The sequence below is a fragment of the Pradoshia sp. Z5_111 genome (genome assembly GCF_058267535.1).
Genome location: NZ_JBZCPQ010000003.1, coordinates 487227 through 510903, shown reverse-complemented (window position 1 = coordinate 510903; position 23677 = coordinate 487227). Strand labels below are relative to the sequence as shown.

Sequence of the window (23677 nt, the reverse complement as noted above, 5' to 3'; positions counted from 1 at the left end):
TTTATACTTTCAGTCCCTTCTAAATACCTTAATACAATTTTTAATTTTTCTTCTGAATTAAAATTAGCCATAAAAAACACCCCGTAAAAGTTAGATTGATGTCTAACTTTTACGGGGCAGTTCAAAGAAGGATTAATGCCTTTTTGTGTTGAATTTCTTATTGTAAAAACGGGGTAGGTTAGCGGAATGAAAAATTTTCTGAAACTTCAAACTAGTATCCGTCGTATATAATTAATAATAGGAAATACCAGGAAAGAGGATTTTATGTTGCAGTTGTTTTTAAAGGGATTATATAGAGGGTCTATCTCATTTGGTATCTTACTAATAATTTCACTGTCGTATAAGTTGCAAGGGAAATCAGATGATTCGAGTGTTTATTTTTTTTATGGCCTTATAGCCTTTTTCCTTGGGGTGACAAGCGTCATATATCAAATTGAACAAGGTTTTATAAAGAATAATAATATTAAGGTTAGTAGAGGTTTCAGGATATACGCGGGAAAATCAACCTTCCCTTATTGGTAATCCGATACGATTCCTATTGTTTGTGCTTTTTCTGATCTTTAAGAAAAAAAGTAGTTGACAACAAAAAATAATTTATGATATTATTAAATATTTGCTAAAAAATAATATATATGGTAAGGTTAAGAAGGTTACCATATATGGAGGTGGATTATTTGTTTCAAATTGGCGATAACATTGTTTATCCAATGCATGGAGTAGGTATAATTAGAGCCATAGAAGAAAAGGAAATATCAGAGGAAAAACAACAGTATTATGTCATAAAAATGTTAATCGGTAATATGCAAGTCATGATTCCTACTGGTAAGAGCTCAAGTATACGCCCTGTTACTGACATAATTGCATTAAAACACATCATAAACATCTTTCATCATGGAGAATCAGATAGATTACTGCCGTGGAAACAAAGGTATAAAGTGAACACGGACAAAATAAAAACAGGTAAAATACAAGAATGTACTGAAGTTGTACGTGATTTAATGCGTATGAAGAAAGAAAAAGCACTCAATACAAGCGAAAAAAAAATGTTAGATAACGCACATGAATTTTTGATTAGTGAACTGGGATTAATTAAAGGTATTACTGAAAATCAAATAAAAAGTTTCTGTTAAGGTTAATTTAAGAAATTGATTACATTTCCTTCAAAAATATCCTGATTTTTTGGAAATATGTTTATTATTAAAAATAAATCTTTTCAGAGACATTCAACTTCTCCAACTCACCTTTAGAGCATTAACCTCTTTTGTAATCTCTACAATCTAATCCATTTTTATTATTTAAATTTCTTTTATGAACGTTTGAAGTTTCATCAAATAACTCGATAAAATAGTCACTTGATTTTTGCAATCCTGATTCACACTGGCACGGACAAGGAGCCGTAAGGATGAAAGAGAGGTAGGGCTTTCATTGTTTTAGGTATACAATATATTATTTAAGTCATTATTTCTAGAAGAAAAAAACAATCAATCTCACCTCTATCTTTAAGAATTTTTTATATCATCTGAGACAGTGAATAGTAATTGTTTATCTTCTTTACGTAAAAGAGAGAAACGAATCGGTAACACCATATGGTCAACTACAAAAATGGATTCCAGACCAGGAAACCGTTTTTTATTTTATTTACATAACAATAGTAAAAATCACTAGTGAGGGTTTATATCCTTTGAAGGGCAACGCGTACAAGAAGGATTTTAATACTATTGTGGAACAGATTAAAGGATAACTAATAATATTAAATAATGTATGAAAAAACCAAGTTTGTGAATACGGAAGTATTTGAAATTCTAGGTTCTAATAACAGTCATTCAATTGTAGAAGATTTCTCTGAAAATTTCCCGATTGCTTTTTGGATCAGAATTGACTGGGAAAAGCCTATTGTTAACCGAGTTGAAGTAAATGACCAAGAAATAAAGAGCATTCCATACTTTCTCATTTGTAAAGGATTTGATACTTCAATTCCTATATATATCTTTTGGGGATACGATAGTTATCCATGTGTAAAAACTAAATTGACTGGAGAATTAATAAGTAATATTGAGGATATTGTTTGGTTAGGAAATGATTTATATATTTATTGTCTTACACAGAAATATGTTATTGAATTCTTTCATGATGATACGGTTAATTTGGGGTGGATTTAGGTCAACAAAGACTTTATCCTTATTTAACAAATGGGGGCGTTAACGGAATATCAAACCTTAAAAGTATCCTCTTTTTTAGCAATACTGCTTATGAATAGCTTCATTAATGAAGATCCTTAGGAGAAGGAAGGCTGGGCAAGCTATTGGCACCAACGCATCCTCCGCGGACTTGATTTAACAAGCGGGGAATCGATTGAATTTGCGAAATTGTATGCGGGTGTGGTGCAGCCGTCACGAACAGGTATTAATCCGTATTATTTGGGCATTAAGATGTTTGAGGATATTGAAGAGCGATATAACAATCCTGATGAAGAAATGATAAGGCACGGGGTTAAACCAAATTCAGGCCGTGAAAAAATGTTTGAGGTACGGGAGATTGAATCGGACATTTCCTTCCTCCGCAATTACCTCACAAAGGATTTAGTCATGCGCGAAGATATGTATTTGTTCCAGAAAAAAGGCCGCGATTATAAAATCGTGGATAAGGGATGGAAAGAAGTACGTGATCAGCTTGTTGGTATGCGGGTCAATGGAGGATTTCCATACATTACGGTAAACGATGGTGACTATTTGAAAAATGGGGAGCTTTATCTGAAACATTGGTATGAAGATATTGAGCTGGATGTGAAATACTTGGAGAAAGTTTTGCCGCATATGCATTATTTATGGGGGCGTACGGTTCATATTGAAACGGTGTCGGAAGGTAAGGAGATTTTGTTTAGTTATGATGGGAAGAGTGTGAGTAGGAAGTATGTGTGAGTGATAAGAAGAAGCCAATCGGGGATTGGCTTCTTGTTGGTTATTCGGTATCATAGCAAAGTTCAATTAAGAGGGTTGAAGTATATGAACATTAAATATTTAATAACGTAATAAAAGTTTCCTTCATCTCGAATGCTCGTTCCTATATGATAAACGCAAAGTATAAAAGAAATAACAGACAAAGCACATACATAATTGGATGTACTTCTTTAGCACGCTTTTGTGCGACTAAACAAATTGGATAAAGAATAAAACCTAACCCAATCCCGATAACCACACTAGAAGTTAGCGGCATCATAATAATTGTTAAAAATGATGGAATCACAATCTCTAACTTCGTCCAATTGATTCGACGGATTTCCATAGCCATTAGTGCTCCTACAATTATTAATGCAGCTGATGTCACTTCCACTGAAATAACGTTAACAAGTGGTGAGAAGAATAACGCAACGACAAAACAAGCGGCAGTTACGACAGATGTAAAGCCTGTTTTTCCGCCGACAGCAATACCAGCAGAAGATTCAACGCTTGTTGCAGGTGTTGATGTACCTAAAATAGCACCAATTACACCCGCAGCCGAATCGGCAAGTAAGCCTTTACCGATATTCGGAATCTTATTGTCTTTCATCATGCCTGCTTGACTTGTTAGTCCAATTAATGCACCTGCTGTATCAAAGAACGCGACAATTAAGAACGTGAAAATAACTGTTAGGATTTCTGGTGTGAAAATCTCATCTAAATGACCAAACACAACGCCAAATGTTGGTTCAATGCTTGGGATACTGCCAACAATCGATACAGGTACATCGATTAATCCGAAAGTCATACCAACAATTGTTGTAATCACCATGCCGTAGAAAATGCCGCCATTGATGCCACGTACTAACATAATGATCGTAATAATAAGACCTAGAACGGCTAGTAGTGTCATCGGCGATGTTAAATCACCAATCGACACAAATGTATCTGGGTTGCCGACTACAATGCCACCATTTTTTAATCCGACAAATGTGATGAAGAACCCAATACCCGAAGCGATAGCATATTTTAAATCGATTGGAATAATATTAATAATCTTCTCTCGAATTTTAAATAAACTTAATAGCATAAAAATGATGCTGGCAACGAAAACGCCTGTTAAGGTAACTTGCCAATCAATACCCATCCCGATACATACTGAGAACGTAAAAAATGAGTTTAATCCCATACTCGGTGCAATGGCGATTGGGAAGTTCGCCAGTAAGCCCATCAGCACTGTGCCGATGATGGCAGTAAGCGCAGTTGCCGTGAATACAGCCCCTTGATCCATTCCCGATTGACTTAGGATAATTGGATTGACGATTAAAATATAGGCAATCGATAAGAAGGTCGTAATCCCTGCGAGTGTTTCCGTTTTATAGGAAGTACCCCGTTCTGCAAATTTAAAAAAGTTTTTCATGTTGTAAGCTCCTAATTACTAGTTCAAAGATTGAACGGAAATAAGTATAACTACCATTTTATCAATAATTTTTTCCCTAAAAATATAAAAAACTTTAACCACAATTTGGCCAAAGTTTTTCTACAAAATGGAATAAATATATATTATTTTCCCATTCCTTGTAGTCAGCTATTTATCGGTAGCTGGTAGAAACTTTCAAGCCGTATTCTTGAATTTATACAAGGTATATCTTTTTTTAAAAACTATATCAATACTATTTTAAATAGTCAATAAAATTTCAATACCTTTATCTTATCGATATAAAAACATTCAAAAATAAAAAATTACAAGTATACTAGAATCATAAAAAATTCAGTGAAGATTGGTTGTGTTTTTAGGATAGCGTATCTTTTATTTGTATTCGTGGCATTCGAGCGTATTAACACTGCGTTGAAAATGATATACTTTTTTGTCCAATAATCCCTGTTTTCCTATATGATAATGGACTATCGACTTTAATAGACATAATCACTGCTATTGCTTTCATAACAAAAACCATGTTGATTAATAATATTGATAAACCACATACTCAAAACTATTATGATATTTGTTTTATCTATCCTCTTTTGATACTACAAATGACCCTCTTTACTACAACAATTAATTCTTCCTTTCAACAATAAATTATTGTGGTAATTCATAAAGCTAACATAAGTGGTGTAAGTTCTTTTCTATTGGGGGCGTTAACGGAATAACGAAGCTTAAAAAGTATCCTCTTTTTTAGCAATACTGTTTATGAATAGCGCCATTAATGAAGATTCTTAGCAGAAAGAAGGCTGGGCGAGCTATTGGCATCAGCGCATCCTTCGTGAACTTGATTTAACAAGCGGAGAATCCATTGAATTTGCAAAACTAAATGCAGGAGTGGTGCAGCCGTCAAGAACCGGTGGAGGAAGGATCCAACGAAGCGGAAGTAAAACAATCCATTCGGGAGTCATTTGGAGTGGATAACGGTGGAAGTATAGAAATGTTCGAAACTAATGAAGATGCTGAGAAACGTAAAGAATATATTGAAACTGTAACGAAAGAAATGGGCGGACTTCTGACGGAATATTCGTATGTGGAGAATAACGTTCTTCTTCGATTATCTAAAAGTTTAACCCCTGACCAGGCGGCTGACTATGAAACGGCTTTAAAAGAAACTTTCAAATGAGTTTAGGAAAAAACATCGCTTTTTTTAGCAGTGTTTTTATTTACTTACGCATACACAAAAACGTATACATATCCCTTTTAATGTTATTTGAATTGTAAAATGATTTGAATAAGTGATAAATTATTTCTGTTAATTCGATTAAAGAATATGGTGAGAACTATCTCAGGAAATGTAATTCGTTGCAACATCTTCAAAGTTGAAACTTTTATAGAATTCTCCTTTTTTTTTTAAAGAAGAACTCAATGATTAATATCTCTGAGTTCTTCTTTTTAGGTTTTAAAAGCTCGTAAAATGAAGCTCTCGGAGAAAACGCTGGTGTCAATAACTTATCCAGACTGTTCCGATAAGGCAATTGTTTAATAAAGCCTATATTACATCTCGATGCCGACAATATCCCAAGCCGTGATGATACCCAAAGCTTTTTCATGGGGTTTACCGTGTTCAGTGACAATAATAGCTTGAAGATTCAATTGATTGTTGGATATACGGTTTTCGAAAATCTCTTTAACCTTAAATACACTGTCGTGTCTACCAACAAAAGCAACATTTCTTGGATTTTCGTATTGAATAACTTCTTGGACGCTCATATTTTCCATCAACAGGCCGTCATCATTGAAAGCGTGCGCTATCCAACGAGAGATGCCGCCGTCTGTCAAAAGCGCTACGAAGCGGTTCTCATCATAAATAGGAATTTGTGAATATTCGCCTTTGCCTTCGTTTTTCATCAAGTCCAAAGCTGTTTTAATGTTGTCCGCAGAATGAATGATCGCCATTTCTTTCGTGCAGATTGATTCTGCCGAACGAGGACTTTCCAATTCTTCAGCAAACTTCTCGATTTCTTCCACTATGCTGGAGTGCGGAGTCGCAATATATTCTAATCCATTATTGCCTTTTTCATGGACCAGGACATTGCGCAACTCATGGAATTTCAATAAGCGCGAGTTATTACGCATATTTTTGATGACTGGATTGGTGCTTTTTCGTAGTAAGGTTTTGAAATCTGCGAATCCTTTGTCGTTTTGATATTTAGGGTCTTTATCTTTCATATAATTATGTATTCTGTTGTAAGCTGCTAAAAACCTATCTGCATTATTCATGTGTATACCCCCAGTTTATTTGAATATGTCTGTTGCTCCTGCCGTTTCCAATCATTAGCATCAACAAGTCATAGATACCAACATTGAACAGAATCGATGCCGAATGTGCATTAGTTTGACTAGAAGCCTTCCATCATAAAGTTCTGATTTCTATAACCTCCTTTTAATCTATTTTTTTGAAAAGGTTAGATTCAATATTTTTATATTCTCTCTTGTTCAATCAATGAAACTGGGGATATATTCCGCCAATGGAAGTGTCGTACGGACCCTCACTCTACAACATTAATTTAATGAATGTTGTTGCATTATTAAATATTACAGCGCTGATACAAGAATGGTCAGGATTAGTGAAATTAACAAAGAGAAGGCTTAGTATTAGATAAAAAGGATGTAGCTTCCTTTTTCCATGGGTAGTGTTATTTCAAGTATCACAAATGAATATACATATACTATGATTAGAAAAATCTAAGGATAGTTGAAGTAGAGAAGGGTAGTATTGCATTAATATGGTTTTCTATGTTTGTCATAGTTTGTAATGACTAATGGAGGAAGAAACGAAAAGGTGGGAATTTTATGAATCCCTTAGCTTACGGCGGGTTAGTTATTCTGATTAGCATTTGCTTCTTTGGATGTCTCACTTCTGTTATGGGGACGACTCAGCCATACTTCGATGCGCTTATCACCGTATTTGTCACTCATTGGGTGATGCGTGACCTGGTTCCAGTTCGTCAGGAAAATTACGATAATAACGAAAATAACGATGACGTTTCAAGACAAGGAGAGTAATTTCTGGTGTTCTTTGTACTCTTAGTGCCACCAATCTATCTTCCAATCATTAACGAAACGTTATTGTATTAAATGTTAAAGGAGAACTGAATCCACTGGTTTTAAATGATGGGAGAAGTATGTGTGTTAAAGTAGAAGCCAATCAGGGATTGGCTTCCTTTTTATTGTTAAGTAAATACTTCGAAATTTATTGAATGAATTATCTATTGGAAAAGATACGATTTTTTATTGGTTTCCGTATCTATTTTTTTATTTCGACATATCCGACATACTGAGCCTTGTTTGATGAATTTCTTGTAATAACTTCCATTACGAAGGTTCCTTCGGTATCAGGGAAGGTGAATTCCCCATTTTCATTCACATCGAGATCGGTATCTTTCCCGTTTTCCCACAATGTGACTGCAATAGAGTCTGGCCAGCTGGCCCCACTGCTTCCGTTATTTTCCTCATTTTCGATAATGTCAATTCTGGCCTCCTGGGTGGGATATGCAAATATTTTATTCTGTTTAGGACCGAATTCTTCAATATTTAACACAATGTTCTTTACCTCGCCACTCGACGAGCTCCAACTGACATTGGCTTCGGTTAACGGGTATGCTAGGAGGCCCTCCATCTCGCCTACTTCTAAACGAGCGCTCGGAAGCCCTACATCATAATCCTCCGCAAAACATCCTGAAACGGTGAAAATTAATAAGATTCCGATAAAACATTTCAACCATTTGTTCATCATACATTTCCCCCTGCATAGTTAATGCCAAAATTCACATCATATTAAACTCTACTGCCCTGTTTGGTCATTAAGGAAGTTAGTCCGCTTAGAGGATATTTCTTCACATTTAATATTTTCTTCATCTTGGTGAGATTGTGGCTATATTAATTAAGCAAGGAGATCCTTAGATGAAGGGAGAATGGAAATGTTTTATCTAAAGATTTCACTACAGGAGAATTGAGCAAATAAAAACCGGCTATTGCAGTCGTTTCCTTCGCCAAATCCACACGTTTGACAAGAGAAGTAATCCTGCAATGGTACCAGCAATTCTTTGATCGCGGCTTCGGGTATATTCTAAAAAGTCACCTGCTTCATAATCTGCAAGTGCCCCGTTCGGAAACTTTTCCACATCCGTTGTCAGCTTCAACCATTCATCTGTTCGACCGCACGGATCAACCTCGATGTGCAATCCTTTTTTATGTCCGTAGATAAGGTAGACTCTGCCTTCTTTGAGGGTTTCTTGTAACCAATCCCCAATCATGTCTTTCACTTCAGCCCTAGGTTTCAGGTCCCCTTTATAGACCGTGTCCACTTGGATAATGTAACTATCTCCTTTTCGCTCATTTACCATCCCTTTAAATACGAAATCGGCGTTCTTGAAAGTTTTTTCCGCACGTTCAGGTTCCGCGCAGCTCAAAGCCTCTCCCATAGTGGGGAAGGACAGGCTCCCTAAGAGAAAGAACAGAACCAACCCAAATCCTTTAGCCGTTCGCCAACTGTTCATACTGCTCATCCTCCTCTTATAATCCACATAACTTTAATTCAACTGGTATTTCGGAATAACCTTACCGTAAATTTGTTATTAATGAAGAATATTATTTAATATAAGTATCTAATTTTAAGGCAGTTGTTTTTATATTGCTTTATTTCAAGCGGGCTTTATAATTATTTTAATGGAGAAATTTGGGAAATAAAACCGCAATCTTAAAAATGCCATTCAAGAGGAAGGGATATATAAGAACATTTTGTTAATTGGACTTTTCTTGTTGGGTTTATTTGTGAGCCACATACTAGTAAATATTGAGCCAAAACGTACAATATTTCGCATAAAAGTCTGCGAGCTTTTTTGTTATGATTTATTTTTTTCATTTAATTTATATGCAGCGCATTCTAAATCAAAAATCGTGGAAATGAAAGGCAAATGAAAACGAAAGTAAAAATAGAATAATATTATATGATAAAATATACTTACATGTTATTAACGTTAATTATAGGGGAGTCCTAGAATGAAAAAGAAAATAAACTATATAATCTCACTTTTAATGATTATCTTATTGGTGGGTTGTTCGAACGCTGATGATACATCTATTACAGATGTAGAAACAGAATCACAAAAAGTAACCACAGTTAATACAGAAGAAAATAGCCAAAAAGAAGAAAAAGAAGAAACTACCCCTACGGTTAGTGATGAACCAGCAGTAGAGGAACAAGTAGTTGATGAATCAGTAATAGAGGAAACAAAAACCCAATCAAAGGATGAACGGTTCTCAGGATACAAACGGATTGAAGTTGATGGTGGCGATTTGTCTGGATATCGTGAAGCTAACGTTGTCGTTGACATTGGCTTTGGGGATCGTGAATATTGGGCATTTACGAATGAATACGGGCAATTAGTGCGGGTCATTGCTGACGAAATTATTCTGCAAGATGATCGTAGCGAACCTGTAACATCATCTGGGAGATACTACTCTGATGAGGCGAAAGTTCCTGGTGTCGAGAGTGATAATTTAGATGAAGGACATATCATCGCTGATTCTCTCGGCGGGGTATCGAATGCTTATAATATTACCCCGCAGGATAGTACACTCAACCGACATGGTGACCAAGCTTATATGGAAGATGCGATTCGTCGTGCGGGTGGAGCTACTAATTTCGAAGCAATTATCACCTATCCGAATACGAAAACACAGGTCCCTTCCCATTACCAGTATTCCTATACTATAAGGGGTAACGAGATTGTGGATAAATTTGACAATGTAAACCCTGATGAAGTAAACGCATCGCTCGGTTTAACAGAAAGTAAGCCTTCTGATTCAACTAGTTCAACTAGTTCAAACACGAAAGGTGATATTTCTAGTGTTGATGTGAATGGTAATGGACAAGTGACAATTAAAGAAGCAAAAGATGCAGGTTTCAGTATGCCCATAACGAGTGACCATTGGTTATATCCTTATATGCGCGATAACGATAATGATGGAATGGTAGGGGAGTAACACTTTTAACTCTGAGACAAACTAGATGAACGAGAGAATAGTTCTTCGTTAAAGATCTATAAGCTTGGGATATCCCAAGCTTATTTTTTATTAATAGGTTTACTCAATCATTAGCTATTTTTGTTAGGAAAACGGATGGTATTTGAGCTGTGCTTTATATTTGATGTCTTTTTTAGAGGATGAGGATAGGGAATGTGAACGAGGTATTAGAGGATGCTACTATATGACGATAGGTTGTGGTGATGGTTCTGCTACTATTACGCACGAATAAACATCCTATTATGAAAGGTGAGGCGTATCAATTGCTATTATTGGAATTACCTGTTATTCTTAAGAAGAATTATTTTTGTTCGGTTTCAGATTGAGAAGCGATTTTGATTTTCGTCTAAGGTATTTGAGCAAGGATAGTAACACATTGTGTGGAAATCCACACTAGGAGGCAACATATTATGGAACAAGGTAAAGTGAAATGGTTTAATGCAGAAAAAGGTTTTGGATTTATCGAACGTGAAGGCGGAGAAGACGTATTCGTACATTTCTCAGCTATCCAAAGCGAAGGTTTCAAATCTTTAGACGAAGGTCAAAGCGTAACGTTTGAAGTAGAACAAGGACAACGTGGCCCACAAGCTACAAACGTTCAAAAAGCTTAATAAGAGCTAATGAAAGATCCTGCATATGCAGGGTCTTTTTTTGTTTTTTATTCAATTTGGGCAATAAAAAAGCCCTATTCAAGAAATGAATAGAGCTTAGACAACAAAAGAATGAAACTGTATAGCAAATGGTAGGCTAAGTATAGCACAGTGCTTGAATAATCCCTAATTTAAACTTGCTTACTTGCAAAGAGAGTATTTTTCTATTACTTTTTACGAATACAATAACTGCTAGCTTTCTTAAAAATCCTTCAATAAACATTTAATAAGGTAACAAAAGTTTCCTTCATCACTTCTTCAGATGGATGGTCTCCACTTTTTACATATTTAGTTGACATCCCATATAGGCTCCAACTAATCATAATACTAAGCAAGTCTGCTTTTTCATTTGACCAAGAGGGGTACTTTTTCTTTAATAAATCTTTAAATACCCTTGCGAGTTCTTCTTTTACGATAGTTTCAATTTTGGGTGTAAATGCTTCATAACTACGTGCACATTGATTGGCCAACCCACTTTGAAAGGATAATAAACTAAAGAATATGTCATTTAAAACTTCTGGTGTTAATGCTTCGTGCGAAGTTACATCTTTTAATATCCCCTGCAACACATCTTCACTGATGACTGTTTCCAATAAGTCATATTTATCAAAGAAGTGATAATAAAACGTTGCGCGATTAACAGTTGCTCGTTGCGTAATGTCTTTTATTGTAATATCCTTGAAATCCTTCTCAATTACTAACTCCATAAATGATTCCATAATTAATTTACGTGTTCTTAGGAATCGAGGATCTAACTTTTTCTCCATAATATCCTCCTATTTTTTCGTCATATTTAACGAAATGTCGTATATACGATGTTTTGCTTGTATTGTTGATTGTACATTTTATTGATGAAATATAGAATTAATTATACAACAAGTGTTGTTTATCCGAAAAGTGCCAACAAACGAGTTGGACTAGGATAAATGATTCAATAGGAGGAAGATAGTATGAACATTTTAGTAACGGGTGCATCAGGACATTTAGGATCAAAAATTGTGGAACATTTAATGAAGAAGGTTCCAACTTCAGATATTATTGCAGGTATGCGTGAAACAGAATCAGAAAAAGGAAATTATTTCGCTGCCCAGGGTATTGAAATACGTGAAACTGATTTTGATAGAAAAGAAACATTAGTAGAGGCTTTCCAAGGTGTCGATCGTGTATTTATCATTTCGACATTCAGTGATCCAGAAACTTCAGCTCGCCAACAAAATAATGCGGTAGAAGCAGCCAAAGAAGCTGGCGTTGCACAAATGGTTTATTCTAGTGCTCCGCGTGCAGACGTGAGTGAGTTTGTCTTAGCAGGAATTCATCGTGTCCGTGAAAACATTATTAAAGAATCAGGTATTCCATACGTATTTGTACGTAATAACTGGTACGTTGAAAATGAATTAGGCAGTATTCAGCAAAGCTTAAATGGTGCCCCTTGGGTTACCGCCGCAGGTGAAGGTAAAGTAGGATGGGTTTACCGTCCAGATTTAGCAGAAGCAACAGCAAATGTACTTGCAGGTGAAGGACACGAAAATAAAGCGTATGAATTAGCAGGTGAAAACTTAACGCAAGGTCAATTTGTTCATGCTGTAAATGAAGTTACAGGTAAAGAAATTCAGGTAATGAATGTGGATGATGCTACGTACGGCAACATGTTAAAAGAAGCGAATTTACCAGAAGAAGCAGTAGCAATGACTACGATGATTCAACAAGGTATTCGTGAAGGCGGATTAGAGAACCCTCATTCAGATTTAGAAATGCTCCTTGGACGTAAACCAACATCTGTTAAAGAAGCATTGCAACAACTATTGAGTTAACTAAAACGCCTCTGTAAACGATTGTTTACGGAGGCGTTTTTTCTCTCTAAAGCAATTGAATCTTATCATTGTTCGATAACCTCCTACTTTTTCAACATTTAGGCTGAAATGTTGTATATACGATTTTCCTATCGGTTTGTTGGTTGTTCGGTGTGTATATTCGTATTATTATTGATTTACAACAAGTGTTGCATAAACAAAAGGTGTCGGAGGTTATTAAATGAATATTACTGTTTTTGGAGCCAATGGACAGATTGGTCAACAATTTATCAATATTGCCCTGCAAAATGGAGATAAGGTTAAAGCATTCGTTCGCCGGGAAGGTGCGTTAAACGTATCGCATGCCAATTTGACAACGATCGTAGGTAGCTTAACTGATGAAAAGGTCGTAACAGAAGCGATTAAAGGGCAAGATGCAGTCGTGAGTACACTTGGTCCTAAACTGAATGGTGGACGAAAAGTAAAAGAATTACCGATTTGTGATGCACATGAAACAATTTTAAACGTTATGGAAACACAAGGTGTGAAACGTTTCATTACTCTTGCAACACCATCTGTAAGTTCCAAGGAAGACAAAAAACAAATCGCAACGATTATACCTGCGCTTATGCCGAAGTTGTTTTTCCCTCCTGGATATCTAGAAATGAAAGGTATTGAGCAGTTGGTGAAGGCAAGTAAAGTTGATTGGACAGTCGTCAGAATCATTAATCCAAATGTAAGAACGGACGGTAATGGTTATGCCATTTCATTTGGAGATACAAAAGCAAAAATGAGCGTTTCACGCAAAAATATCGCACATTGCATATACGACGCGATCAGTAAAAATGAATGGATTGGCAAAATGCCGATTGTATTCAACAAATAGGGGGGATGGACAATGACTATATTAGCTTGGATTTTACAAGGAATTTTAGCGTTACTATTTTTAATAGCTGGCGTTCAGAAAATATATGGTTCCAAAATGCACAAAGAATCGTTTGCTAAATGGGGATATCCTCAGTGGTTTAGAGTCGTAACAGGCTTGGTCGAGTTAGGGGCAGCTGTATTACTAATTATAGGATTCTGGATTGAAGGATTTGCAATTCTGGGAGCTTTGATTTTAGTGGCAGTCGGTATCGGTGGAGTGATTACACATATTCGTGTAAAAGATACATTTAAGGATACAGCTATGATAGGAATTTTGGGAATTTTATCAATTCTGTTAGTAATCATTCTTTTATAGTGGGTGGAGAAAAATGAATTTTGAATTTGGAGTTTATTCATTGGGTGAACGTATCCCAGATGCAAACGGCCAGGTGTTATCTGCCAAAGAGAGGGTAGATAACATTATTCAAATGGCGAAGTGGGCAGATGAGGCGGGGCTTTATGTGTTTGGTACAGGTGAGCATCACCGATTAGACTTTGTTACATCAAGCTATGCCATGCTGCTTGGGGCCATTGCACGTGAAACAAAGAAGATTAAATTAACGAGCACTTTATCCGTTATTAGTACAGCAGATCCTGTACGAGTATATGAGGATTTTGCCACGCTTGATTTATTAAGTGGTGGGCGTACCGAAATCATTCTGGGTCGTGGTGCCTTTTTAGAAAGCTTCGCACTATTTGGAGCAAGCTTAGATGATTATGATCATTTGTTTGAAGAAAAGCTTGAGCTATATATGCAATTACAAGAACATGAAGTCGTCAATTGGCATGGAGAATTCCGTCCGCCGCTTCGTAACGCGCAGATCTCCCCTCGTCCTTTGCAGCCAAAAATTCCAATGTGGATTGGAGTTGGCGGAACGCCTGCCAGTGCAGTGCGTGCAGGAAAGCTTGGGGTGAATATGGCAATGGGGCTATTGGCTGGTGAACCAGAGCGCGTTCAATATTTAACTAATCTTTATTGGAAAGCTGCGAATGAAGCAGGACATGATTTATCAAAATTAAAAGTTTCTGTAACAGGACATGGCTATATTGCAACAGATGGTGATCAAGCGATACGCGAGTTTACCCCTCATTATAATCAGTACATGCAGCATTTTATGAAAGATCGTGGGCAATTCTTCAATCCTGTTACTGCTGAACAAACGATGCCTCAGCGAGCGGCAAATCAAATTTTAGCGGTAGGAAGTGCTGAAGAATTAGCGGAGAAAATTCTATACCAGCATGAATTAATCGGACATACACGTTTTATGGGTCAGTTTGATATGGGAAATCAACCACCTGCTCGTGTAGAAAAAGCCATTGACTTACTGGCAAATAAAGTTGCCCCAATGGTTCGGAATGCATTAAGTAAATAATGAGATTAAACCAACTTACATTATTAGTTTTCAAAAATATTTTTATTTAAATCTATATATTTTCGTATACAAGAATTAGTTGGATTCATATAAATGGAATAGTTTTTTTTAGTATTTTAAAATATTTATATAGACCAATTTCTTGTTGGAAAATACATTCTAAAGCGAGGTTAACGTCATGACTAACGTACTAGTAATTAAGGCAAACAATCGTCCAGATGGTATTTCAACAAAGATGTATGAAATGTTCGTAGAAGAAGCAACAAAAAATAACAAGCTACAAGTAACGACTTTTGATGTATTTGAAGAGAACATGCCACATTACGGCCAGGATTTGTTCGATGCCTTCGGTAAATTGCAAATCGGTGAAGACTTAAACGAAAGGGAAGCTGCTTCAATAGCGGCCCAGCAAAAAGCACAAAAAGCCATTACAAATGCAGATGTGCTAGTCTTTACCTTCCCATTATGGAACTTAACTATTCCTTCAGCGTTACAAGCATTTATTGATTACAATTTACAAGCTGGCTTTACATTTAAGTACAATGAGCAAGGTCAAAAGGAATTTTTATTAAAAGGTAAAAAAGTGATTTTATTAAATGCTCGTGGCGGCTTCTATAGTTCTCCAGAAATGAACAGCATGGACATGGCTGTGAATTATATGCGTACCGTTATGACAAACTTCTTCGGCTTTGAAATTATTGACGAAGTAATCATCGAAGGCCATGCGCAAGATCCTGATAATGCCGCAACGATTATCGCGGAAGGTTTGGAAAAAGTTAAAGAAGCAGCAGCAAAATTATAAGTAGTTTTTACAATACTTGTGATACAAATTTAAAAGGACACTACATGATTGGTATGTAACCGCTGTGTAGTGTCCTTTTGATTCTAAATAATATAAGTAAATTAAATGAAAAATCTTATATGGATGAGTTCTTTAGACATTATGAAGCAGTATATAGCACACGAATAAACATCCTATTATGAAAGGTGAGGTCGTATTAATTGCTATTATTGGAATTACCTGTTATTCTTAAGAAGAGTTATTTTTGTTCGGTTTCAGATTGAGAAGCGATTTTGATTTTCGTCTAAGGTATTTGAGCAAGGATAGTAACACATTGTGTGGAAATCCACACTAGGAGGCAACATATTATGGAACAAGGTAAAGTGAAATGGTTTAATGCAGAAAAAGGTTTTGGATTTATCGAACGTGAAGGCGGAGAAGACGTATTCGTACATTTCTCAGCTATCCAAAGCGAAGGTTTCAAATCTTTAGACGAAGGTCAAAGCGTAACGTTTGAAGTAGAACAAGGACAACGTGGCCCACAAGCTACAAACGTTCAAAAAGCTTAATAAGAGCTAATGAAAGACCCTGCATATGCAGGGTCTTTTTTTGTTTTTTATTCAATTTGATCAACAAAAAGCCCTATTTAAGAAAGAATCACTTTTATTTTTCCGACTTTCCACGCCAACTACTGGAATTTGTCTTCAATTCATTCTTCTATATTAAAGCCGTTTCTCTATGAATTTAGCGAGTGACGAAAAAATCACCTGGTAAAAGAAGTAACGATTTTAGTGTGCTGAGAAATCATTAGTCTCTTTTAACCATTGCAGCTTATTCCATGGTAAATACATTACAACCCATAAAATAACAATCATACAAGCTAAACCAAATATGTACCCTGGATTTCCAAAGATATTTTCAAGTGGAACAAGTGGAGAACCAGGTGAGGGGACATTTAAAAACATAAAGTTTGTACCCCATATTTTATTTAATGGATAGATAATTGATCCTGTCACAGCTAAAAATAGGATTGAACCTATTATTCTTTTTTTATCTGGTTTAACAATCCCCGCATATACCACCATGACACAATACATAACAAGTGCTAAATGAAAAATAAAGCTAAATAAACTCATAAACTCATATATCGGTCGATGTGTCCAGTTACAAAATAACAAAGCTGCAATTGCACCAGGCAAGAATAAATTATAGAGCTTTTCCCCAATCATTAAGCTATTTGTATAGGCATGATAAAAAATCGCAAAAATCGCAAAACTACATAATTCGAACGGTAGATAGTCAACCGTAAATTCATTTCTGCTAATCAAATAGATATTCTTAAAAATCTCAAATAGTAAAATAAACCATGCGATTCTTCGTTGTACAATACTCTGACTTTTGGCATCTAATTTTTTGAAATGCTTACTAACCATGATGACGGTTAGCGTTATTACAATGAGCCATCCAATATGATATGGTCCAAATAATGAAAATCCCATTTTTCTACCTTCCTTTTTATTCATGAAGAAGCCATCTTGCAAAATCGCAAAATGGCTGGGTTTATTATGATAATTGTTTCGTGACTGTTTTTTCTACTAAATTACTGATATCCAAACTAATATAAGTGCCACGACTAGCGCCCTAAGAAGAACAACATTATAAAGTATTAATGACTTCATGGCTAAAGAATAAGTCTCCATTTTCCCCATTGGCAATACGGCTGTCATAAAAATAATTCCTAATATTAAAATAGCAATAATCGGTACGACAAACAATCGGTTGGAATTTTCTAATTCTTTCAATTTCTGCCTTTCCTTTTTATGAACAGGATTTCTATATATACTCTACATGGGGATGATCATTGATTAGAATATATTTTTATACAGGAATACTTTGAAACTCAAGATTAAGTTAGGTTTAAATTCCCTTAGAATGAGAGTAAACCAATATCTTAGCCGAAGAGAATGTGGCTTTTCCCCCTCATTATTGATACCTTAAGAATACCCCCTCACCTTTGGTGAGGGGGTATCAGCGCTTATTTTTAGGGTTACCTACGTCGATCGCAGGTACACCATATTTTCTATGAAATAGGTTTTTCCATGTAGGTTGTCAACTTGTATGTTTCAGAAATATTCATTGTAAATAAAATAATCGATCTGTTTTATGCAGATTTAATAAGAGAGGAGTTTGCTTCTTTTACTTTTCCTCGCCAAGAAAGGTTAGTCCACATACGAAGGAGATATTCAACTGGACCTCTCTTCGCATATTTGAGATATAGTACGCTGCATAGGCATTGGGCGACATAGACCAGGATACCGATGAAAATGCTTGCTGCAATGCTGATTTGTTGGTAATATCCGAGCCCGTAACCATAGAAAATGAATGTCATGATGACAGATTGCATCAAATAGTTGGTGAGTGATAATTTTCCCATACTTTCTAATACAGTAAACAGAAAAAAATGTTGGTAACGTACATATAAGTAGGCAAATACAAAAACATAACCAATCGCAAGCAATTGCCCGCCTGATTGAGCGAATATACCGGTGAAAGCTTCCCATCCTTCTAGATGAGCCAATAGCTTCATAGTGAGACCGATAGCGAGTAACCACCAACCGTGCCTATAGATGTTTGTTTGTTGGGATGGATTAGAAAACCATCGCTGTTTTGCCATCGCCATACCGACTAAAAACATGGGCAGCATATAAAAAGGGGACAGCAACAGAGCGCCAACTGCCAGTAATGGATCGATATCAAAAATTGGCGGCATGGCGTTTTCACGATAATCTAGAATTTCCTGATATGTTCCGTTTGCATGTACCTCATCAGTCATCTCAACGAATGCCAGCATATCTGGAGTTTTGAACATTTCAGATACATCACCATAACTTGCTGCTGTAAACAATACGAATGATATCCCTGACCAAATCAAGAGAGTCTTCGGTTTTCTGTGCAGAAAGGGGAGCAGTAAGAATAACATCACACCATAATACGATAAAATATCACCATCCCATATATATGTGGCATGTAGAGTACCAATCGTCATTAAACCAATGGCCCTTCGTACAAGATGCCACCTTGATTTATCTCGTTTTTGTTTAATCGATTCAGCAAGCTTCACCAATGAATACCCGAATAGTAATGAAAAGATCGGTAAAAATGAGTATTCAAAGGCTACTTGGATGAAACGTAGAGATACCAAGTCTATCTTAGACAGTTCATCTGTATTGATTATGTCTTTACCCCATAAACTGAATTGAAAAATCAATAAGTTCGCCATCAAAATCCCGAACAAGCTGAATCCTCTTAGCGAATCAATTAGTGTTACTCGATTTTTGAGCATTATGTATTTCCTCCTGATTCTTTTTCCAAATTTGTTCTTTGTGCTAGTTACCTGTTAACTTTGGTTCGTATACGGAAGTGGTTGATGGAATGTTTGAAAGTGTGGACAGGGCAAGCTGTAACGCAACCAGATTAGGATGGCGATATCCTACTTTGTCCTGTTTTCTCTTATGTTCTCTATCATTTTTTTCCGTCTTCATAGGTGTAACAGACTATAAATTCGACAAAAACATTCAAATTCCTTCCAGAAATAATAGGGATTGAAGTATTTCATAAGCCTTCAAAAGTACTATATTACATCATAGATAAACATCCAATTATGAAAGGTGAGGCGTATCAATTGCTATTATTGGAATTACCTGTTATTCTAAAGAAGAATTATTTTTGTTCGGTTTCAGATTGAGAAGCGATTTTGATTTTCGTCTAAGGTATTTGAGCAAGGATAGTAACACATTGTGTGGAAATCCACACTAGGAGGCAACATATTATGGAACAAGGTAAAGTGAAATGGTTTAATGCAGAAAAAGGTTTTGGATTTATCGAACGTGAAGGCGGAGAAGACGTATTCGTACATTTCTCAGCTATCCAAAGCGAAGGTTTCAAATCTTTAGACGAAGGTCAAAGCGTAACGTTTGAAGTAGAACAAGGACAACGTGGCCCACAAGCTACAAACGTTCAAAAAGCTTAATAAGAGCTAATGAAAGACCCTGCATATGCAGGGTCTTTTTTTGTTTTTAAATCAATTTGCGCAATAAAAAAGCCCTATTCAAGAAATGAATAGAGCTTAGACAACAAAAGAATGAAACTGTATAGCAAATGGTAGGCTAAGTATAGCACAGTGCTTGAATAATCCCTAATTTAAACCTGCTTACTTGCAAGGGGTTTTTTATCATATATTTGTATCCTACTCTTAGTTTTATTTATTCAAACACGGCGGACATCTTCTTATGTTTCCACATCCAATGAATGAGGGGCTTCCAATCAAATTATTATACTCTGAATACGGAAAAGGCAATCTGCCACTCACTACTTTTTTACACATTATAATCATAACGCTTGATTTTCTCTCGATAAAATAATTTAGAGTATTTTTTATTTATTTATTTACAGAAAATTCATTTAAAATAATATCAAGGTTTAACTTGAATTTTATAGTAGAGGGAGTCTTTGGTGTTGAAGCATATATTTGCATTTGAGAAAGAAGAGGATTTTCAGGAATACAAATATTTGATTGAGAGGTTTTCCAAAAAAATAAAAGGCTATCAGCTTGAATTAGTAAATCATTATGAGCTCAAAGAATTGCCAAAAGGAGTTGTATGGACAACAGATGAACTAGCCACAACTGTTTTTTCCAATATACCGATCCCAGCCTTTACAAATAAAGATCTCATTTATCTTTCTCCTGATTTGGTAAGCTGGAGGAGGTTATTTCTTACACAATTAGAGGGAAAGAAACATTCTAAAATAGAAGACTTCTATATTAATATGTCTGAAAACCATATATTAACTATACTTGGACACGAATTAACCCATCACTCCGATTTGTTTTTGGATGAATTTGATGATGAAAGAGAGAACAGTATTTGGTTTGAGGAAGGAATGTGTGAGTACTTATCAAGAAAATACTTACTAACTGATACAGAAAATAAGCAGATTACAAATATTGAGATAGAATTGATGGGTCTGTTTAAGCACAAATATGGTATCCATTCGTTAGAGGAGTTCGGAAGTGACAGTTATCAAGGGAGTTTAACAAGTATTATGTTCGATTACTGGCGAAGCTTTCTTGCAGTAAAGTATTTGGTTGAAGAGAGGGCTAATAATAACCCAAAACAAGTTTTCGAAGACTATCATAATTGGCATAACGAAGGAAGAACAAAGCCTTTAATAGAGTACTTTCAATTGGAAAGCATATTTTAATGTACGAAAAAAGGATTGAATCCTATTATTGATTCAATCCTTCTACCTATTAATATTGCTTAATCAACGACTACTGTTCCTTTGTAAGGAGTATCTTCACTGGAAGTACCAAGATATACAGTGTACTCGCCAGGTTTAACCACGAAATCGTGTTCGTAGTAGTCCCATACACCCATTGGATGGTTCGTAGCAGTTGGGTCAATCGTGATGGTAACTTCACGTGACTCATTAGGCTCTAGGTAAACTTTTTGGAAACCAACAAGACGCTTAGGTGGCTGTCCTTGGACAGGAATACCTAGATATACTTGAACAACCTCAGCTCCAGCAACTTTTCCTGTGTTGGTTACGGTCACTTTTACCGTAATAGGGGATTTGCCATCTGTTTGTGAAGGTGTTACTGAAAATCCGGAAAGCTCAAAGGATGTGTAGGATAGACCGTATCCAAACGGGAATAATGGCTTAATTCCTTGGGACTGGAACCAACGATAGCCCATATTAAGGCCCTCAGAATATCGAATAACCGGGAAGCCATTGCCTTCATCTGTGCCAGGGTAGCGCTCAGGTCTGCCTGCGTATAAAAGATCATCCTCAGATGCTGCGTATGTGGTAGGAACTTTACCGGATGGATTTACAACGCCAAAGAGTAAATCGGCAACGACGTGACCATCTTCAGTACCTTGGTTCCATGCCTCAAGAACAGCTTTAGCTTTGGAGATCCATGGCATCATGACAGGGCTGCTGTCTTTCATAACTACAACCGTCTGCGGATTGATATCTAATAGTTCGTCGATCATACGATTCTGATCATTTAGCATGTTTGGACTAGGTAAATCAAAACCTTCAGAGGCAACTAAGCCGGCCATTAGAATAACCATATCAGCTTTAGCAGCTGCTTCTTTGGCTTCGTTAAGATTTGATAGATCTTTAGCTACAGTAACCTTGCTGACTGACGTGTGTGAACCAAGACCTTTAAGGACATTTTGCATGCCTTCTACCGGTGGTACCGTGTAGAGCGGAGTAACCTTTGAAGAACCACCCCCACCATTGCACGCATCATCAACGTACTCAGATTGACCAATGATTACGATGGAGTCATAAGCTTTTGGATCAAGTGGCAGCATTTCGCCTTCATTTTTCAGAAGGACAGCGGTCTGGGAACCGATTTTGCGAGATCTAGCACCATGACCTTTCGCATCAATCTCACCAGGATTGTAAGGGCGCTCGAATTGATTAAAACGGAACATTTGTGTATAGCGGCGCACCAATGCGCGGTCAACAGTTTCAATCTCAAGGCTAGTGTCTTGAAGAGCGTTCTTTACATTCGTCTCGTTCAACCATTTAGCATCCGGCATTTCATGGTCCATACCAGCATTCAATGATGCAGCGGCAGAACGGCAAGACCAGAAGTCAGATTGTACATAGCCTTGGAAGCCCCACTCGTCACGAAGAATATCGTTAAGGAGGTAGCGGCTTTCCGTTGCGTAAACACCGCGAACACGGTTGTAGGCGCTCATCATTGCGGCAATGTCACCATCTTTGACTAACATTTCGAAAGGAAGAAGGTATAGTTCGCGCAATACATGCTCATCCAATTCTACACTTGTGCGGAAGCGCTCGTACTCTTGATCGTTAACGGCATAATGCTTACCCATAGCAATAACATCATGCTCTTGAATCGCTTTCGTAACCTCAACGCCCATTACGCCAGAAAGGTATGGATCTTCGGAGAAATATTCAAAGTTACGTCCAGCAATTGGAGTTCTGTGTAGGCAAACCCCTGGTCCCTCTAGTACGTGCTGACCAAGTGTAGCTGTCTCAGAACCAATGATATCCCCGTACTCACGCGCTAGCTCCGGATCAAAGCCGGCAGCAAGTCCGATGGTCATTGGCAAGGCTGTAGCAGGCGGGCTTGGGTGTCCGTCACCCATACCTACGCCGACAGGACCGTTTGTAATACGGAAACGAGGGATTCCTAACTCATCAATGCCTTTTACATGGCGCTGTACTTGAAGCTGGGCCATAAGTTTGTCCTGCTCCTCAGGAGTCATGGCATTCATTTCATCCATTGGAGGCATATCGTAGATGTTGATGGTCGCCATCGCACCGTGAAGCTGAGCAATCTTCTGCTCCAATGTCATTGCAGCTACAAGCTTTTCAGCACGCTCACGTGGTGACAATGACTTGTCCATCCATGGAAACTGTCCATTCTTTTCTGTATCAGTAGTATGTTGATTATTCATGTTGAACACTCCTAACACAATATTTTTATAAAAATAAACGTATTATTTCTAATACTTTTATCTGAAAGTCTAAACCGCTTACATATTTATGGTAACCAGATAATTCTATAAAATCCTAAGTGAAGCAAATGAGACTTCCCTGTTAGATCTGCGAATTCCCTTTTATGATTTGGTATCAATGTGTAAATTATATTTTTTTTAT

The 23677-nt window shown here is 36.7% G+C and carries 23 protein-coding genes, 2 pseudogenes and 1 riboswitch; of the genes and pseudogenes, 16 read left to right on the top strand and 9 right to left on the bottom strand.

Annotation, left to right across the window (positions count from 1 at the left end; all coding sequences use genetic code 11):
• Positions 1-659 precede the first annotated feature (659 nt).
• From AC4D4A_RS09520 to AC4D4A_RS09510, 3 genes and pseudogenes are all read left to right on the top strand, one after another.
• Entirely contained in the window at positions 660-1130 is a 471-nt protein-coding gene (locus AC4D4A_RS09520; protein ID WP_490995669.1) for a CarD family transcriptional regulator, read from the top strand.
• A gap of 627 nt (positions 1131-1757) precedes the next feature.
• Positions 1758-2159 carry a CDI toxin immunity protein gene (locus tag AC4D4A_RS09515; RefSeq protein WP_490995668.1) on the top strand — a complete coding sequence of 134 codons (402 nt, stop codon included), beginning with the start codon at positions 1758-1760 and terminating at the stop codon, positions 2157-2159.
• 126 nt (positions 2160-2285) lie between these two features.
• A pseudogene (locus AC4D4A_RS09510) lies at positions 2286-2918 on the top strand (SpoVR family protein); the annotation flags it as partial.
• A gap of 142 nt (positions 2919-3060) precedes the next feature.
• Here AC4D4A_RS09510 and AC4D4A_RS09505 read toward each other — a convergent pair.
• Positions 3061-4356 (bottom strand): NCS2 family permease, encoded by a 1296-nt coding sequence (locus AC4D4A_RS09505; RefSeq protein WP_490995667.1) that lies wholly within the window; start codon positions 4354-4356, stop codon positions 3061-3063.
• A 141-nt stretch (positions 4357-4497) separates the two neighbouring features.
• A riboswitch (purine riboswitch) is annotated at positions 4498-4598 on the bottom strand.
• Positions 4599-5166: 568 nt separating this feature from the next.
• On the opposite strand from AC4D4A_RS09505, the pseudogene AC4D4A_RS09500 reads away from it, so the two are divergent.
• Together AC4D4A_RS09500 and AC4D4A_RS09495 are read left to right on the top strand one after the other, a co-directional pair.
• Positions 5167-5280: pseudogene (locus tag AC4D4A_RS09500) on the top strand (SpoVR family protein); the annotation flags it as partial.
• Entirely contained in the window at positions 5252-5548 is a 297-nt protein-coding gene (locus AC4D4A_RS09495) for a hypothetical protein (RefSeq protein WP_490995666.1), read from the top strand. The pseudogene AC4D4A_RS09500 and the gene AC4D4A_RS09495, both read left to right, overlap by 29 nt.
• A 371-nt stretch (positions 5549-5919) precedes the next feature.
• Here AC4D4A_RS09495 and AC4D4A_RS09490 read toward each other — a convergent pair whose 3' ends face one another.
• Complete coding sequence (locus tag AC4D4A_RS09490; RefSeq protein WP_490995665.1) at positions 5920-6645, bottom strand: CBS domain-containing protein; 726 nt, start codon at positions 6643-6645, stop codon at positions 5920-5922.
• A gap of 573 nt (positions 6646-7218) precedes the next feature.
• Here AC4D4A_RS09490 and AC4D4A_RS09485 point away from each other — a divergent pair.
• Positions 7219-7431: a hypothetical protein gene (locus tag AC4D4A_RS09485; RefSeq protein WP_490995664.1), complete on the top strand. Its 213-nt coding sequence runs from the start codon at positions 7219-7221 to the stop codon at positions 7429-7431.
• 241 nt (positions 7432-7672) lie between these two features.
• Here the strand turns inward: AC4D4A_RS09485 and AC4D4A_RS09480 are convergent, their stop codons facing one another.
• On the bottom strand, positions 7673-8161 hold the full coding sequence (locus AC4D4A_RS09480; RefSeq protein ID WP_490995663.1) for a hypothetical protein: 489 nt from the start codon (positions 8159-8161) through the stop codon (positions 7673-7675).
• A gap of 235 nt (positions 8162-8396) precedes the next feature.
• On the bottom strand, positions 8397-8924 hold the full coding sequence (locus AC4D4A_RS09475; protein ID WP_490995662.1) for a hypothetical protein: 528 nt from the start codon (positions 8922-8924) through the stop codon (positions 8397-8399).
• A 502-nt stretch (positions 8925-9426) separates the two neighbouring features.
• On the opposite strand from AC4D4A_RS09475, the gene AC4D4A_RS09470 reads away from it, so the two are divergent.
• Both AC4D4A_RS09470 and AC4D4A_RS09465 read left to right on the top strand, forming a co-directional pair.
• On the top strand, positions 9427-10413 hold the full coding sequence (locus AC4D4A_RS09470; protein WP_490995661.1) for a DNA/RNA non-specific endonuclease: 987 nt from the start codon (positions 9427-9429) through the stop codon (positions 10411-10413).
• A gap of 449 nt (positions 10414-10862) precedes the next feature.
• Positions 10863-11063 (top strand): cold-shock protein, encoded by a 201-nt coding sequence (locus AC4D4A_RS09465; protein ID WP_066102150.1) that lies wholly within the window; start codon positions 10863-10865, stop codon positions 11061-11063.
• A gap of 251 nt (positions 11064-11314) precedes the next feature.
• On the opposite strand, the gene AC4D4A_RS09460 is transcribed toward AC4D4A_RS09465, so the two are convergent.
• The gene (locus tag AC4D4A_RS09460) at positions 11315-11869 is read right to left on the bottom strand and encodes a TetR/AcrR family transcriptional regulator (protein ID WP_490995660.1); all 555 of its coding nucleotides are present in this window, start codon (positions 11867-11869) and stop codon (positions 11315-11317) included.
• 183 nt (positions 11870-12052) lie between these two features.
• Here AC4D4A_RS09460 and AC4D4A_RS09455 point away from each other — a divergent pair, with 183 nt between their 5' ends.
• From AC4D4A_RS09455 to AC4D4A_RS09430, 6 genes are all read left to right on the top strand, one after another.
• Positions 12053-12913, top strand: a complete 861-nt coding sequence (locus tag AC4D4A_RS09455; RefSeq protein WP_490995659.1) for an SDR family oxidoreductase — start codon at positions 12053-12055, stop codon at positions 12911-12913.
• Positions 12914-13133: 220 nt separating this feature from the next.
• The gene (locus AC4D4A_RS09450) at positions 13134-13778 is read left to right on the top strand and encodes an NAD(P)-dependent oxidoreductase (protein ID WP_490995658.1); all 645 of its coding nucleotides are present in this window, start codon (positions 13134-13136) and stop codon (positions 13776-13778) included.
• Between the two features lie 12 nt (positions 13779-13790).
• Positions 13791-14135, top strand: coding sequence for a DoxX family protein (locus tag AC4D4A_RS09445; protein ID WP_490995657.1), 345 nt, complete (start codon positions 13791-13793; stop codon positions 14133-14135).
• Between the two features lie 13 nt (positions 14136-14148).
• On the top strand, positions 14149-15192 hold the full coding sequence (locus tag AC4D4A_RS09440) for an LLM class flavin-dependent oxidoreductase (protein WP_490995656.1): 1044 nt from the start codon (positions 14149-14151) through the stop codon (positions 15190-15192).
• Positions 15193-15370: 178 nt separating this feature from the next.
• Entirely contained in the window at positions 15371-15994 is a 624-nt protein-coding gene (locus AC4D4A_RS09435) for an FMN-dependent NADH-azoreductase (protein ID WP_490995655.1), read from the top strand.
• A gap of 347 nt (positions 15995-16341) precedes the next feature.
• Positions 16342-16542, top strand: coding sequence for a cold-shock protein (locus AC4D4A_RS09430; protein WP_066102150.1), 201 nt, complete (start codon positions 16342-16344; stop codon positions 16540-16542).
• 219 nt (positions 16543-16761) lie between these two features.
• Here the strand turns inward: AC4D4A_RS09430 and AC4D4A_RS09425 are convergent, their stop codons facing one another.
• The 3 genes from AC4D4A_RS09425 to AC4D4A_RS09415 all read right to left on the bottom strand — a co-directional run bounded on the left by AC4D4A_RS09425 (position 16762) and on the right by AC4D4A_RS09415 (position 19316).
• Complete coding sequence (locus tag AC4D4A_RS09425) at positions 16762-17496, bottom strand: TMEM164 family acyltransferase (RefSeq protein WP_490995654.1); 735 nt, start codon at positions 17494-17496, stop codon at positions 16762-16764.
• Positions 17497-17568: 72 nt separating this feature from the next.
• Entirely contained in the window at positions 17569-17775 is a 207-nt protein-coding gene (locus AC4D4A_RS09420) for a hypothetical protein (RefSeq protein WP_490995653.1), read from the bottom strand.
• Between the two features lie 359 nt (positions 17776-18134).
• Positions 18135-19316 carry a DUF418 domain-containing protein gene (locus AC4D4A_RS09415; protein WP_490995652.1) on the bottom strand — a complete coding sequence of 394 codons (1182 nt, stop codon included), beginning with the start codon at positions 19314-19316 and terminating at the stop codon, positions 18135-18137.
• 486 nt (positions 19317-19802) lie between these two features.
• On the opposite strand from AC4D4A_RS09415, the gene AC4D4A_RS09410 reads away from it, so the two are divergent.
• Positions 19803-20003 carry a cold-shock protein gene (locus AC4D4A_RS09410; protein ID WP_066102150.1) on the top strand — a complete coding sequence of 67 codons (201 nt, stop codon included), beginning with the start codon at positions 19803-19805 and terminating at the stop codon, positions 20001-20003.
• Positions 20004-20485: 482 nt separating this feature from the next.
• A complete protein-coding gene (locus AC4D4A_RS09405) occupies positions 20486-21235 on the top strand; it encodes a hypothetical protein (RefSeq protein WP_490995651.1) in 750 nt (249 codons plus the stop codon).
• A 59-nt stretch (positions 21236-21294) separates the two neighbouring features.
• On the opposite strand, the gene AC4D4A_RS09400 is transcribed toward AC4D4A_RS09405, so the two are convergent.
• On the bottom strand, positions 21295-23424 hold the full coding sequence (locus tag AC4D4A_RS09400; protein ID WP_490995650.1) for a beta-glucosidase family protein: 2130 nt from the start codon (positions 23422-23424) through the stop codon (positions 21295-21297).
• Positions 23425-23677: the final 253 nt, after the last annotated feature.

Excerpts from the sequence above, each read along its gene's own strand:
- AC4D4A_RS09425 (WP_490995654.1), bottom strand. The coding sequence starts at position 17,496 with ATGAATAAAAAGGAAGGTAGAAAAATGGGATTTTCATTATTTGGACCA.
- AC4D4A_RS09445 (WP_490995657.1), top strand. The coding sequence starts at position 13,791 with ATGACTATATTAGCTTGGATTTTACAAGGAATTTTAGCGTTACTATTT.
- AC4D4A_RS09505 (WP_490995667.1), bottom strand. The coding sequence starts at position 4,356 with ATGAAAAACTTTTTTAAATTTGCAGAACGGGGTACTTCCTATAAAACG.
- AC4D4A_RS09465 (WP_066102150.1), top strand. The coding sequence starts at position 10,863 with ATGGAACAAGGTAAAGTGAAATGGTTTAATGCAGAAAAAGGTTTTGGA.
- AC4D4A_RS09415 (WP_490995652.1), bottom strand. The coding sequence starts at position 19,316 with ATGCTCAAAAATCGAGTAACACTAATTGATTCGCTAAGAGGATTCAGC.
- AC4D4A_RS09480 (WP_490995663.1), bottom strand. The coding sequence starts at position 8,161 with ATGATGAACAAATGGTTGAAATGTTTTATCGGAATCTTATTAATTTTC.
- AC4D4A_RS09430 (WP_066102150.1), top strand. The coding sequence starts at position 16,342 with ATGGAACAAGGTAAAGTGAAATGGTTTAATGCAGAAAAAGGTTTTGGA.
- AC4D4A_RS09490 (WP_490995665.1), bottom strand. The coding sequence starts at position 6,645 with ATGAATAATGCAGATAGGTTTTTAGCAGCTTACAACAGAATACATAAT.
- AC4D4A_RS09440 (WP_490995656.1), top strand. The coding sequence starts at position 14,149 with ATGAATTTTGAATTTGGAGTTTATTCATTGGGTGAACGTATCCCAGAT.
- AC4D4A_RS09495 (WP_490995666.1), top strand. The coding sequence starts at position 5,252 with ATGCAGGAGTGGTGCAGCCGTCAAGAACCGGTGGAGGAAGGATCCAAC.
- AC4D4A_RS09455 (WP_490995659.1), top strand. The coding sequence starts at position 12,053 with ATGAACATTTTAGTAACGGGTGCATCAGGACATTTAGGATCAAAAATT.
- AC4D4A_RS09470 (WP_490995661.1), top strand. The coding sequence starts at position 9,427 with ATGAAAAAGAAAATAAACTATATAATCTCACTTTTAATGATTATCTTA.
- AC4D4A_RS09410 (WP_066102150.1), top strand. The coding sequence starts at position 19,803 with ATGGAACAAGGTAAAGTGAAATGGTTTAATGCAGAAAAAGGTTTTGGA.
- AC4D4A_RS09450 (WP_490995658.1), top strand. The coding sequence starts at position 13,134 with ATGAATATTACTGTTTTTGGAGCCAATGGACAGATTGGTCAACAATTT.
- AC4D4A_RS09485 (WP_490995664.1), top strand. The coding sequence starts at position 7,219 with ATGAATCCCTTAGCTTACGGCGGGTTAGTTATTCTGATTAGCATTTGC.
- AC4D4A_RS09515 (WP_490995668.1), top strand. The coding sequence starts at position 1,758 with ATGTATGAAAAAACCAAGTTTGTGAATACGGAAGTATTTGAAATTCTA.
- AC4D4A_RS09400 (WP_490995650.1), bottom strand. The coding sequence starts at position 23,424 with ATGGACAAGTCATTGTCACCACGTGAGCGTGCTGAAAAGCTTGTAGCT.
- AC4D4A_RS09475 (WP_490995662.1), bottom strand. The coding sequence starts at position 8,924 with ATGAACAGTTGGCGAACGGCTAAAGGATTTGGGTTGGTTCTGTTCTTT.
- AC4D4A_RS09460 (WP_490995660.1), bottom strand. The coding sequence starts at position 11,869 with ATGGAGAAAAAGTTAGATCCTCGATTCCTAAGAACACGTAAATTAATT.
- AC4D4A_RS09520 (WP_490995669.1), top strand. The coding sequence starts at position 660 with ATGGAGGTGGATTATTTGTTTCAAATTGGCGATAACATTGTTTATCCA.
- AC4D4A_RS09435 (WP_490995655.1), top strand. The coding sequence starts at position 15,371 with ATGACTAACGTACTAGTAATTAAGGCAAACAATCGTCCAGATGGTATT.